The organism is Cupriavidus sp. CER-90 (assembly GCF_057652055.1).
Map to the genome: position 1 here is coordinate 2,119,297 of NZ_JBYGYM010000001.1, position 11,911 is coordinate 2,131,207.

At 67.2% G+C, this 11,911-nt stretch carries 11 protein-coding genes; 1 reads left to right on the forward strand and 10 read right to left on the reverse strand.

Features of this window, described 5'->3' with window-relative positions; all coding sequences use genetic code 11:
• The first annotated feature begins 5 nt into the window (after window positions 1–5).
• Window positions 6–1,991 (forward strand): PhoX family protein, encoded by a 1,986-nt coding sequence (locus AC24R4_RS09410; RefSeq protein ID WP_400394476.1) that lies wholly within the window; start codon window positions 6–8, stop codon window positions 1,989–1,991.
• Between the two features lie 81 nt (window positions 1,992–2,072).
• Here AC24R4_RS09410 and AC24R4_RS09415 read toward each other — a convergent pair whose 3' ends face one another.
• From AC24R4_RS09415 to AC24R4_RS09460, 10 genes are all read right to left on the reverse strand, one after another.
• Entirely contained in the window at window positions 2,073–3,221 is a 1,149-nt protein-coding gene (locus AC24R4_RS09415) for a BamA/TamA family outer membrane protein (RefSeq protein WP_400394478.1), read from the reverse strand.
• Between the two features lie 41 nt (window positions 3,222–3,262).
• Window positions 3,263–4,339: a hypothetical protein gene (locus AC24R4_RS09420; RefSeq protein WP_487522822.1), complete on the reverse strand. Its 1,077-nt coding sequence runs from the start codon at window positions 4,337–4,339 to the stop codon at window positions 3,263–3,265.
• Between the two features lie 191 nt (window positions 4,340–4,530).
• Window positions 4,531–4,776 (reverse strand): hypothetical protein, encoded by a 246-nt coding sequence (locus tag AC24R4_RS09425; RefSeq protein ID WP_487522823.1) that lies wholly within the window; start codon window positions 4,774–4,776, stop codon window positions 4,531–4,533.
• 76 nt (window positions 4,777–4,852) lie between these two features.
• Window positions 4,853–5,500, reverse strand: coding sequence for an AraC family transcriptional regulator (locus AC24R4_RS09430; RefSeq protein WP_487522824.1), 648 nt, complete (start codon window positions 5,498–5,500; stop codon window positions 4,853–4,855).
• Window positions 5,501–5,512: 12 nt separating this feature from the next.
• A complete protein-coding gene (locus tag AC24R4_RS09435) occupies window positions 5,513–6,805 on the reverse strand; it encodes a CaiB/BaiF CoA transferase family protein (RefSeq protein ID WP_400395505.1) in 1,293 nt (430 codons plus the stop codon).
• A gap of 37 nt (window positions 6,806–6,842) precedes the next feature.
• Window positions 6,843–7,736: a MaoC family dehydratase gene (locus AC24R4_RS09440; RefSeq protein ID WP_400395507.1), complete on the reverse strand. Its 894-nt coding sequence runs from the start codon at window positions 7,734–7,736 to the stop codon at window positions 6,843–6,845.
• A 12-nt stretch (window positions 7,737–7,748) separates the two neighbouring features.
• Window positions 7,749–8,156: a Zn-ribbon domain-containing OB-fold protein gene (locus AC24R4_RS09445; protein ID WP_400395510.1), complete on the reverse strand. Its 408-nt coding sequence runs from the start codon at window positions 8,154–8,156 to the stop codon at window positions 7,749–7,751.
• 14 nt (window positions 8,157–8,170) lie between these two features.
• Window positions 8,171–9,337, reverse strand: coding sequence for a thiolase domain-containing protein (locus tag AC24R4_RS09450; protein ID WP_400395512.1), 1,167 nt, complete (start codon window positions 9,335–9,337; stop codon window positions 8,171–8,173).
• A 34-nt stretch (window positions 9,338–9,371) separates the two neighbouring features.
• On the reverse strand, window positions 9,372–10,487 hold the full coding sequence (locus AC24R4_RS09455) for an acyl-CoA dehydrogenase family protein (RefSeq protein ID WP_487522825.1): 1,116 nt from the start codon (window positions 10,485–10,487) through the stop codon (window positions 9,372–9,374).
• Between the two features lie 17 nt (window positions 10,488–10,504).
• On the reverse strand, window positions 10,505–11,698 hold the full coding sequence (locus AC24R4_RS09460) for an acyl-CoA dehydrogenase family protein (RefSeq protein ID WP_400395490.1): 1,194 nt from the start codon (window positions 11,696–11,698) through the stop codon (window positions 10,505–10,507).
• Between the last annotated feature and the right edge of the window lie 213 nt (window positions 11,699–11,911).

Sequence of the window (11,911 nt, forward strand, 5' to 3'; positions counted from 1 at the left end):
TACAGATGTTCGAAAAACCTGACGCTTCGCGCCGCAAGGCCCTGAAATTCCTGGCCGGCGCGCCGATGCTGCCGCTGGGCCTGGCTTCCACCTCGCTGCTGGCGGGTTGCGGCGGCGGCGACGATGCGCCTGCCGTGACCCCGGGCGCCACCACGCCCCCGGGCACGGTCACGCCGAGCTTCGTTTCGGCAGAGTTCACGGGCATGGCCGCGCCTTCGCTGAGCAACCCGGCCGCCATGGCCACGACCACGGTCGGCTCCAGCCTGTCGGTGAAGCTGAGCGACGGCAGCACGCAGACCTACAAGCTGGCGTACCAGCCGTTCTTCATGACGGGCGACATGGTGCCGGACGGCAACGGCGGCCAGATCCTGGCCGGCGGCTACTTCAACATCAACAACAGCCCGATCATCGATCCGTCGGTGAGCGGCACCAGGCAGTTCTTCTCCGATTCGCCGGATGGCACGTCGCTGCTGAAGATCGACGGCGCCAAGGTGGCCGGCGTGAAGGGCAACACGGTCTTCGCCGTGGTGCAGTTCGAATACACGACGTGGGACCAGGCCAAGGCCAAGGACATGTACGGCCGCCTGCCGTCCCCGATCGCCGTGCTGACGCTGGACCAGGACCCCGCCACCGGCAAGCTGACGCTGGTGAAGTACCACAACGTGGACACGTCGGGCGCCAACGGCCTGTGGATTACCTGCGGCGCCAGCCTGTCGCCGTGGAACACCCATCTGTCGAGCGAGGAGTACGAACCGGACGCGCGCACCGCCGACACGAACCAGCAGTGCATCGACTATGCGCTGAACCTGTACGGCACCTCGACGATCAAGTTCAACCCCTACCTGTACGGCCACCTGCCGGAAGTCACGGTCAACCCCGACGGCACGGGCTCGATCAAGAAACACTACTGCGTGGGCCGTATCTCGCACGAGCTGGTGCAGGTGATGCCTGACAACCGCACCGTGCTGATGGGCGACGACGCCACCAACAGCGGCCTGTTCGTGTTCGTCGCCGACCAGGAAAAGGACCTGTCCGCCGGTACGCTGTACGTGGCCAAGGTGGGTTCGGGCTTCTCGGTGGACCCCGCCGCACCCGGCGCCGACCTCACCTGGATCAGGCTGGGCCATGCCACGAGCGCGCAGGTGGAAGCCTGGGCCAAGTCGCACACGTTCGCCGACATCATGGATTACTCGGCTACCGATCCGTCGGACAGCACGTACACGAAGATCATGCTCGGCGGTGCGGCGCAGTGGGTCCGCGTCAAGCCGGGCAAGGATCTGGTCGCCGCGTTCCTGGAAACCCACCGCTACGCAGCGCTGAAGGGCGGCAGCATGGGCTTCACCAAGATGGAAGGCACCACGGTCAACATCAAGGACAAGATCGCCTACTCGGCGCTGCAGAACATCGTCGATTCGATGGTGGTCAACAACACGGCCAAGGGCTGGTACGCCGAGAGCGGCATCAGCGTGCCGGCTGCCATCAACTCCGGCGGCGTACTGCAGCACAAGCTGGCCGGCGGCCAGAAGGACACGGCCGGCGCCCCCATCAACAGCGAATGGATGCCGGTGCATACCCAGGCGCTGATCGTCGGCAAGGACATCACGGCTGACGCGCTGGGCAACACGGCGGACCCGGAAACCATCGGCAACCCGGACAACCTGAAGTTCTCGGAAAAGCTGCGCACGCTGTTCATCGGCGAGGACAGCAGCCGCCACACCAACAATTTCCTGTGGGCGTACAACGTCGACACAAAGAAGCTGTCGCGCCTGATGTCGGTGCCGGCCGGTGCGGAATCGACGGGCCTGCACGCCGTGGACGAGATCAACGGCTGGACCTACATCATGAGCAACTTCCAGCACGCTGGCGACGGCATCAAGGCGCAGGTCAAGGCGCAGGTGGAGCCGCTGGTGTTCGCCAACTACAAGAACGGCCTGGGGGCCTCGGTCGGTTACCTGACGGCCGACGCCACGAGCATGAAGCTGGGCAAGTAATTCCGGCTGCCGTCAGGCATCAGGGCGCCGCGGGCCGAAGGGTCCGCGGCGTTTTCCTTTGCCTCGAAGATCCCGGGGCGTTCAGAACGCCTCGTTGATCTGGAAGTAGACGCCCTTGGTGCTGCGGCCGACGCCGACGTCGAACCGCACGTTGACGCGTGGCTTGAACTCGAAGCGGTAGCCCACGCCCGCGTTCGGCAGCCAGTGGGCCGACGTCAGGGCGCCGGGGTTGCCGGCGATGGCGCCGGTGCCCGCCCAGAACACCATGCCCTGGCGCCCGGCGATATGCCAGCGGTATTCCACCTGCGCGGTCAGCATGGCCTTGTCGCGATACTGGCCCATGAAATAGCCGCGCATGCGCCGGTTGTCGCCAAGCTTGGACATCATGCTCCAGGGCACATCGCCCCAGTTGAACTTGCCGTAGACGTCGAAGGCCAGCACATCGCGATCGCGCATCCGGAAGTAGTGGTCGTAGATGATTTCCAGCGATTCGAAGTCGTTGTCGCTGCCGATGGCGCGCCGGTAGACCGTGCCATTGACCAGCAGCGCCTGGCCCTTGTAGGGGTTGGGCAGGAAGTCGCGCGTGTCGTACGAGAAATGCGCGGTCAGCCCGCTGCTGAGCACCCGCGTGCCGTGCGGGTCGGTGGCCAGCGCGCTGCTGGCGCCGCGCTCCAGCTGGGCGGCATTGTCGTACTCGAAATCGTAGCCGCCGCCCACGTAGGTATTGGGGCGCACCCGCACCATGACGCGGGGCTGCACCACGATGCCGCGCCGCGTGTAGCCTTCCTTGTTGGCGTCGTTGATGGCGTTGTCGTAGCCGATGCCCCAGTACGAGGTGGGCATGTTGATCAGGGCGCCGCTGAAGACAAAGCGATAGCTGTCATCGGCGAAGAACGTGTTGTTGTCCACGCCGATACCCACGGCGCCCGAGGTGGTCAGAAAGCCGTGCAGGTTCAGCGTCGACAGCTGCGTGTCCTTCTCGGCGTTCTTCGGCTTGTACAAGCCCACCGCGGCGGCCCCCACGCCCAGTCCCATCTCGGGGTTGTAGAACGGTCCGGGCAGCACGCCCCAGTCGATGCCATGGCTCAGGTCCACTTCCTTCGACGCGCCGAGCTTGTTCAGCACCTTGTCGATCCAGCTTACGTGCTCGGGCTCGGGCCGGGGCGCCGGCGCCGCGTCGGCGGTGGAGATCTGTGCCCCCGCGCTGCCGGCGCAGACTGCCAGCAGCATCGTGCACAGAGTGGCCGGAAGCGGGGCGGCGCGCATGGTCGTCAGAACCGGAAGAACCCGGTGGCGATGATGTTGTTGCGGTTGTAGCCATAGCCGACCTCCATCAGCAGGCCAAAGCTGCGGTTGATCGTCCAGCTGGCGCCGACAGAGCCGCTCCAGTACCCCGTCACATGCTCGCCGATCCGGTAGTTCAGCCGCGCGGTCTGGCCGTCGGTGTCGGGCAGCGGCACGTCGAAATGCCCGGTGATGGTGGCGCGCGTGCGAAAGTACGTGGCGCCGACATACGGGGTCAGCAGGCCCAGCCCATGGCCCAGCCGGATATTCCAGCCCACGCGCGGCCCGATGTTGATCGACTTGATGGGCGTCTCGGACATGGTGATGTCCGCCACCGTGTACGTCACCGGCAGCGAAAAGAACAGCTGCCTGTAAGTGCCTACCAGCGTGAATCCGCCGCCATAGGTGTGCCCGCTGTAGTTGGCGTGCTGGGTGGGCAGCTTGATCGGCTGGCCGCAAGCCGCCCGCGGCCGGCGCCCGCCACAGCCGACGTTGATGCCGAAGAAGCGTTCCAGATCGGTCAGCGACGAAAAACCGATGTCGATCGATCCGCTGCCCTGCACGTTGCCGACGATGCCGTACACATTCATGAACGGAAACAGCCAGGCCCCCACCTGCACCTGGTTCGACGTGTTGTGGATGCGCGATTGCTGGAACTGGACGAAATCGGCCGCACGCAGCGGATTGCTGCCGGCGGAGACCTGCAGGTCGCTAAGCTGGTAACGCTGGTAGCCGTCGAAGTACGAATAGCCGATGTCGTACGGATTGGGCAGGTTGTAGCCCTTGTCGATCACGCGCTGGGCGAAGAAGGGCAGCGCGCGGTCCCATAGCGGCGGTTCGGCCGGCGCGGGTTCCGGTGTTCCCACCGGGCCCACGATGCCGCGATACGGACCCGAATGCGTATCGGGCGACGCCGTGGCGGCCGCGGCGCCGCCGCTGCCGCCCGTCGTCCACGCCCAGGCAAGGCCCGGCAGGGCGAGCGCCGCCGCCGCCGTCAGGCTGGCCAGCCTGGGGCGCAGGGACACTCGGACGGTGGCGCCGCGCTGGCTGCCGCAGGCGGACATGGATGGCTGGATTCCTGGGGATCGATGCGAATGGCACCGATATTCCCCGATTGCCCGCCAGCGCCGAAGTGAATGTTTTCGAAAAGCGACTTAGGAGATTCAGCGTGTGCGTCGGTTCATCGACTTCGTGGCCAAAGCGGGCGTGCGGCGCGCTGACAGGAGCCTGCGCAGGAACTTGCCTGCCGGCGGTGTCAGCTGGTATGGATCGGCGCGAGCGCTGCCTTCGGCGCGCTGGCCGAGGGGATGGCGGGGGTGGTGGCTGCGGCGGTGCCTGGGCCGGTCGCGGTATCGCAATGGCATGCGGCGGGCCTGACCTGCTGACGCTGATGGGCGTTGGCACGCGCGCGCTCGATCACGGCAAAGTCGGGACCGGCAACGGCGGACAGCGAGGCAAGGAGGGAGGCTGCGCCACACAGGGCGAGCAGGGCCGACTTCATCAAAGACTCCGGGGGGTGGGGAAACCGTTGGCTGCGATGATCCGCCTTTCCGGGTATAGCGTCCAAGACCGGTTTGTTATGCGGGGGATAGGCTGGGCCAATAGTGCGCCGCAGGCTGCGCAACCCGTACGGGCTGGCCCGCATGGCGTCGCGCATCGTGGGTGGCCGTGGCGCGCCGCAGCAGATCGAGCGGGATGCCGAATCTGTCATGGAATGATGATTCCACGTCGTGGCCCGGCGGCCAGCCCACACTGCGTTTCAGCGACGGCAGGCCGGCGCGCCCGTGCGGTGCCTCGAACAGCAGCCGCATCAGCCGCTGCGTCCGGCACAGGTCTCCGAAGGCGGCACCTTCCGCAAACAGTGCGCGCCGGATACGTTCGGGCGGCACACCCAGCAAGCCGGCAGCGAATTCGGCACGCCATGGCAGATCGGGTTGCAGAAAGATGCGCCGCGACAGCACGCGATGCAGCAGCGGGGGATCGGCAAGGTCAGTTGCCGGCGCGATGTCGATCCGGCAGCCGGCCGGCTGCGCCAGGCTGCCGGCCACCAGCAGGTCGAAGCCCTGGAACGGTTCTACCCTGCACGGCAGGCCCGGTACCAGCATGCGATCGAATCCGTCGCGCCGTAAAACGGCCGTGCCACGCGTGGCCGTGACCGTGACCGGAAACGCCGGCGCCAGCCGCGCCAGGCGCAGGTGCGACGCCGACTCGATGCTGAGCCGCATGTCGGCAGCCGGCTAGAGCACGCCCTTGGCGCGCAGGTCCGCCACGGCCTGCGGCCCCAGCCCCAGGCATTCGCGCAGCACTTCTTCCGTGTGCTGGCCCAGCGCGGGCGGCGCGTGGCGCAGCGTGGGCGGCGTGTCGGACAACCGTAGCGGACTGGCGGTGGAGCAGATCCGGTTCACGGTGTCGGCCTCCGGGCGGGCGGCCGTCGCATAGCGATACTGCTCCACGCGCAGCCCGCGATGCTGCACGTGCGCGTCGGCGAACGCCTGCCCGATGTCGTTGATCGGGCCGCAGGGCACCGACGCCGCCTCGAGCAGGCCGATCCATTCGTGGGTCGGCCTGGCGCGCGTGACCTCGCACATCATCGGAATCAGCGTGTCGCGATGGGTGACGCGGGCGCTGTTGGTGGCGTAACGCTCGTCGCGTGCCCAGTCGACATCGGCCACTTCGCAGAAACGCGCGAACTGGCCGTCATTGCCGATGGCCAGCAGCATGTTGCCGTCCCGGGTCGGAAAGTCCTGGTAGGGCACCACGCTCGGATGCACATTGCCCTGCCGCGTCGGCACGACGCCGGCGTTCAGGTACCCGGCGCCCTGGTTGGCCAGTACCGCCATGGCCACGTCGAGCAGTGCGATGTCGATCTGCTGGCCGCGCCCGGTGTGGTGGCGGGCCTCGATCGCGCCAAGGATGGCCGTGGTGGCATACATGCCCGTGAACACGTCGATCACCGCCACGCCTACGCGCAACGGGCCGCCGCCCGGTTCGCCATCGGGCTGGCCCGTGATGCTCATCAGCCCGCTCATGGCCTGCACCAGCAGGTCGTAACCGGGCCGTGCGGCATAGGGCCCGGTCTGGCCGAACCCGGTAATCGAGCAGTAGACCAGGCGCGGGTTCAGCGCGCTGAGCGTCTCGTAGTCGAGCCCGTAGCGTTTGAGGCTGCCGGTCTTGTAGTTCTCGATGACCACGTCGCTCTGCTGCGCCAGTTCGCGCACCAGCTTCTGGCCCTCGGCCGTGCCGATGTCCACGGTCACCGAGCGCTTGTTGCGGTTGCACGCCGCGAAGTAGCTGGCCTGGCGCGTGGGACCGTCATCGCCATCCAGGTACGGCGGCCCCCAATGCCGGGTGTCGTCGCCGGCGCCGGGCTTTTCGATCTTGATGACGTCGGCGCCCATGTCGGCCAGGTTCTGCGTACACCAGGGACCCGCCAGCACGCGCGACAGGTCCAGTACGCGCAGATGGCTGAGGGCGCCGGTCTGCCGCGACGGCGGCGGCAGGCCGGAGGTAGGTTCGTTGGAATCGGTCATGGCAAAAGGAATCAGGCGAATTGGGCGGGGCGGGCCATCAGGCAATCTCGGCCCAGCCATGGCTGAGCACGACCTTGTCGCGCTCCAGCACCCTGGCGCGCAGCTGGAACTGGCCGGCATGCTGCGGGTCGCGCCAGATCTCCGTCACCAGCGTCTCACCGGGGAACACCGGCGCGGCAAAGCGGATATCGAACGCGCGCAACCGTGCCGGGTCATGGCCGGGACATTGCCGCAGCAACGCGTGGGCCACCAGCCCGTAGCTGGCCAGGCCATGCAGGATCGGCCGCTCGAATCCGGCGGCGCCGGCCACGGCAGGATCGGCGTGCAGCGGATTGAAGTCGCCCAGCAGGCGGTACAGCAGCGCCGCCTCGGGCCGCGTGGGCTGGGTATCGACGAAATCGGGCGGACGGTCTTCGGGCACCGGGCGCAGTGCCGGCAGCGGTTCGTCGCTGGGTTGGCCGCCATCGAGCGTGCTGTAGCCGCCGTCGCCGCGCAGGAACGACACTTGCTGGATGGTGGCCAGCAACTCGCCTTGCACGGTTTCCAGCCGGCGCTCGGTGACCATGATGGCGCCTTTGCCTGCGCCCTTGTCGGTCAGGTGGGTGATGCGGTTATGACCGACCACCTCGGCATCCGCGGGCAGCGGGCGATGCAGCCGCAGCCGCTGCTCGCCGTGCAACAGCTTGACCCAGTCGATGCCGGTATCGGGCTCGCGGGCCCAGAAGCCGGGATAGCCCAGCACCACGGCCTGCGACGGCAGCGCGCGCAGCCCGCCTGGCGTGCCTTCGTAGACGAAGGGCAGGGCCGACGCGTTCATCGGGTCGTTGCCCAGGCCAAGGCTCAGCGCGTACAGCATGGTGTCGCGCATCGTGTAGTGCTGGCGCACCGGGGGAAAGGCGCGGTTGCGCAGGTGCTGGTAGCGGATGGCCATCGGCTGCTCCGCTCAGGACGCTTCGGCCGGCGCGAAGACGGGCATGGGTGCGCCGCCTTCGGTCTCGGCAAAGCGCACCTTCACGCGCTGGCCGATGCGCACGCTGTCCAGGTCCGTATCGACGATATGGGTGAGCATGGTCACGCCTTCATCGAGCTTCACATAGGCGATGCAGAACGGATGGGGGCCCGCGCGGCGGGTGATGCTGAACGAGTAGATCTCGCCTAGGCCGCTGGCGTCCTTCCAGTCGGTGTCGCCCATGCAGAACGGGCACAGCGCACGCGGATACCAGTGGGGCTTGCCGCACGCCTTGCAGTGGCGCACCAGCAGGCGGCCTTCGCGGGCGGCTTGCCAGAACGGCGCGTTGTCGGGCAGTTCGTCCGGGGACTTGAGAACGGTGGGAACGTAGGGAGTGGTCATGGTTAGCCTCGCGCTTATTCGCGTTCCAGGATCAGGGTGGCCGAGCCATGGCGCGATCCCATGTAGCCGCCGGTCCCCTGGGCCAGCGCAAGCTGGCAGTTCTTGACCTGCACGGCCGGATGGGCCTCGCCGCGCAGCTGGCGTACGGCCTCGATCACCTTGGTGATGCCGCCGCGGTTGGCCGGGTGGTTGTTGCACAGCCCGCCGCCATCGGTGTTGACCGGCAGCTTGCCCACGCCCGAGATCAGGTTGCCGTCCATCACGAACTTGCCGCCTTCGCCTTTCTTGCAGAAGCCCAGGTCTTCCAGCTGCATCAGCACGGTGATGGTGAAGCTGTCGTAGATCGATGCGTACTGGATATCGGACGGGGTGACGCCCGCCTCGGCAAAGGCGGCCGCGCCGGACACGCGGGCGGCCGACCATGACAGGTCCACCTGCCCGCCGAGCAGGCCCTTGACGTGTTCGCCCGCGCCCAGCACCTTGATCTTCGGCCGGTTCAGCTTCGCCGCGATCTCGGGCCGCGCCACCACCAGCGCACCGCCGCCATCGGATACCACGCAGCAGTCCAGACGATGCAGCGGATCGGAGATCATCGGCGAGTTCAGCACGTCCTCGACCGTCACCCGTTCACGCAACATCGCGTTGGGGTTGTGCTGCGCGTGATGCGAGGCGGCCACCTTGATCCACGCAAGCTGCTCGGGCGTGGTGCCGAACTCGTACATGTGGCGCTGCGCCACCATCGCGTACAGGTTGACGGTGACGGGGCTGAACGGCGCCTCGAACGGCTGGTCGGGCAGGTTCGCGCCCCAATTGCGGGCCTGCGTGCCGCTGGAGCCCTCCGAGCGTGGACGCCCGGCCAGCGTGATCAGCGCCACGTTGCACTTGCCGGCGGCAATCGCCTGGGCCGCGTGCGAGACGTGCGCGATATAGGACGACCCGCCCATTTCGCTCGAATCCACATGGCGCGCGTTCAGCCCGAGGTAGTCGACCATGTTGACCATGCCCAGGCCGGGCGCGTCGCCGGCGCAGAAGTAGCCGTCCACGTCGGCCAGCGTCAGGCCGGCGTCTTCCAGCGCGCCCCGGGCGCTTTCGGCGTGCAGTTGCGGCACGGTCTTGTCCGGTGCCTTGCGGGTCGGGTGCTCGTAGGCGCCGACGATGTATGCCTTGCCATGGATGCTCATGGATGTGTCTTCCTTCTGATTTCTGGTGTGCGGATCAGGCCGCGATGGGGGCCATGGAGGCGCTGTAGCGTTCGCTATGCAGGTCGGTGTCGCCGAGCAGCACATCGGTCATGGCCAGCGCCTTGAAATAGTCGCCAACTTCGAGCTCGTCGGTCATGCCCATGCCGCCATGCAGCTGCACGGCCTGCTGGCCGACAAAGCGTGCCGCGCGTGCCGTGACCACCTTGGCGGCCGATACCTTGCGGCGGCGTTCGTCGGCGTCGGTGGCATCCAGCCCCTGGGCGGCCACGTAGGCCATCGACAGCGCCAGTTCCTTCTGCAGCAGCATGTCGGCCATGCGGTGCTGCAACGCCTGGAACGATGCCAGCGGCTTGCCGAACTGCTTGCGCGCGCCCAGGTATTCGGCGGTGATCTCGATCAGCCGCTCCATCGCGCCGGCCGCCGCCGCGCACTGCGCGGCAATGCCGTGGTCGATGCCGAGTTCCAGCGCCTGCAGTCCGTTGACGGTGACCAGCGTGGCCGGCACATCGGTCAGCTTCAGGTCCGCGCCGGTCAGGCGGTCGATGGTCGGGTAGGCGGTCACGGTGAGCCCCGTCGCATCGCGGCTGACCAGGAACAGCGCCAGCGTGCCATCGAGCTTTGCCGAGACCAGGTAGGTATCGGCCGCACCGCCATGCCACACCACCGACTTTGCGCCGCTCAGCACGTAGCCGTTCGGTTCGCGCTGGCGCGCTTCGGTCTGGGCGGCGTCCAGCCGATAGCGCGTGGTGGGTTCCAGATAGGCCAGCGCCAGCACCTTGCTGCCATCGGCGATGGCGGGCAGCCATTCGGCCTGCTGCGCGGCCGGCGCATGGTGCGCCAGGATGGCCGTGGCAATGGCCGCCGGAATCACCGGCTCCTGCACCAGCCCGCGGCCCAGTTCGCGTTGCACCACCACCTGGCTGGCCGGGCCCTCGCCAAAGCCGCCATGGTCCGTCGGAACGGTCAGGCCCAGCACGCCCATGTCGGCCAGTTGCCGCCACGTGGCGCGGTCGAAGCCGCCGTGCTCGCGCGCATTGCGGCGGCGATGCTCGAACGAATACTCGGATGCGACAAAGCGGCGCAGGCTGTCGGCCAGCATCTGCTGTTCTTCGCTGTAGGTGAAATCCATGCCTGTCGTCCCCTGCGTTAGAAACCGATGATCATCTTCGAGATGATGTTTTTCTGGACTTCGGTCGAGCCGCCGTAGATCGTGGTCTTGCGCATGTCGTAATAGGTGGATGCGGCGGGCGCGGCCCAGTCCGGGCCGCTCACGGGCTGCGGCGCGCCGGGCTCCATCCAGTCCGGCGAATACGGCCAGCCGTTCGGGCCAGCCACTTCCATCTGCAGCATCGCAATGTCCTGCTGCAGTTCGGAGCCGCGAATCTTGACGATCGACGCCTCGGGACCGGGCGTGCCGGCGGCCTGGGTGGCAACGCGCAGCAGCAGCATTTCAAGCGCCAGCAGATCCATCTCCACGCGGGCGATCTTGTCGCGCATGCGCACGTCTTCGATCAGCGGGCGGCCCCGGCCGTCGGTGGTCTCGGCCGCGTAGTGCCGCAACTGGCGCAATTCGCGATAGCAGTGGCCGATGCCGGCAATACCGGTGCGTTCGTGCCCCAGCAGGTACTTGGCGTAGGTCCAGCCCTTGTTTTCTTCGCCCAGCAGGTTTTCCACCGGCACCTCGACGTCCTCGAACCAGGTTTCGTTCACGTCATGGCCGCCGTCCAGCGTCTTGATCGGCCGCACCGTCACGCCGGGCGACTTCATGTCGATCAGCAGCATCGAGATGCCTTCCTGCGGCTTGGCCTCGGCGTCCGTGCGCACGAGGCAGAAGATCCAGTCGGCAAAGTGGGCCATCGTCGTCCAGGTCTTCTGACCGTTGACGATGTACTTGTCGCCCTTGCGCACCGCGCGGGTCCGCAGCGATGCCAGGTCGGAGCCGGCGCCCGGCTCGGAATAGCCCTGACACCAGAAGTCTTCCACGGTCGGGATGCGCGGCAGGAAGCGCGCCTTGTGCTCGGCGCTGGCGTACTTCATCAGCACCGGGCCGATCATCGTCAGCCCGAACGGCAGCATGCGCGGCGCGCCGGCGCGGAAGGTCTCGATCTCGAAGATCAGGCGCTGCAGCGCGTTCCAGCCCGTGCCGCCCCACTCGGTGGGCCACGTCGGCGCCCCCCAGCCCTGGGCGTGCAGGATGCGGTGCCAGCGCACATAGTCGTCCTTCTCCACACGGCGATGGCCCAGCACCTTGTCGCGGATGTCGGCGGGCAGGCTGGCCCGCACAAAGGCGCCGACTTCCTCGCGAAAGGCTTCTTCTTCTCTTGTGAAACGCAGGTCCATGAACTGTCTCCGGTCAGTGAAAACGATTCTATGGGCGTGTACGCCACGCTGGTTCGAGATTGCCGAATCCAGCCTTCCGGATACCGAAATGCATGGCCGCCGCGTTCCGCAGCGCGGTTTCAGGCCAGCGAAGCCGGCCCTTGTGATTTACGAATGGCGCCTGCCAGGCTTTGGCGCCATGCTGCGCGAACCTCTTCATCGCATTCAGCAAGG

Excerpts from the sequence above, each read along its gene's own strand:
- AC24R4_RS09445 (WP_400395510.1), bottom strand. The coding sequence starts at position 8,156 with ATGACCACTCCCTACGTTCCCACCGTTCTCAAGTCCCCGGACGAACTG.
- AC24R4_RS09425 (WP_487522823.1), bottom strand. The coding sequence starts at position 4,776 with ATGAAGTCGGCCCTGCTCGCCCTGTGTGGCGCAGCCTCCCTCCTTGCC.
- AC24R4_RS09460 (WP_400395490.1), bottom strand. The coding sequence starts at position 11,698 with ATGGACCTGCGTTTCACAAGAGAAGAAGAAGCCTTTCGCGAGGAAGTC.
- AC24R4_RS09455 (WP_487522825.1), bottom strand. The coding sequence starts at position 10,487 with ATGGATTTCACCTACAGCGAAGAACAGCAGATGCTGGCCGACAGCCTG.
- AC24R4_RS09415 (WP_400394478.1), bottom strand. The coding sequence starts at position 3,221 with ATGCTGCTGGCAGTCTGCGCCGGCAGCGCGGGGGCACAGATCTCCACC.
- AC24R4_RS09440 (WP_400395507.1), bottom strand. The coding sequence starts at position 7,736 with ATGGCCATCCGCTACCAGCACCTGCGCAACCGCGCCTTTCCCCCGGTG.
- AC24R4_RS09430 (WP_487522824.1), bottom strand. The coding sequence starts at position 5,500 with ATGCGGCTCAGCATCGAGTCGGCGTCGCACCTGCGCCTGGCGCGGCTG.
- AC24R4_RS09420 (WP_487522822.1), bottom strand. The coding sequence starts at position 4,339 with ATGTCCGCCTGCGGCAGCCAGCGCGGCGCCACCGTCCGAGTGTCCCTG.
- AC24R4_RS09410 (WP_400394476.1), top strand. The coding sequence starts at position 6 with ATGTTCGAAAAACCTGACGCTTCGCGCCGCAAGGCCCTGAAATTCCTG.
- AC24R4_RS09450 (WP_400395512.1), bottom strand. The coding sequence starts at position 9,337 with ATGAGCATCCATGGCAAGGCATACATCGTCGGCGCCTACGAGCACCCG.
- AC24R4_RS09435 (WP_400395505.1), bottom strand. The coding sequence starts at position 6,805 with ATGACCGATTCCAACGAACCTACCTCCGGCCTGCCGCCGCCGTCGCGG.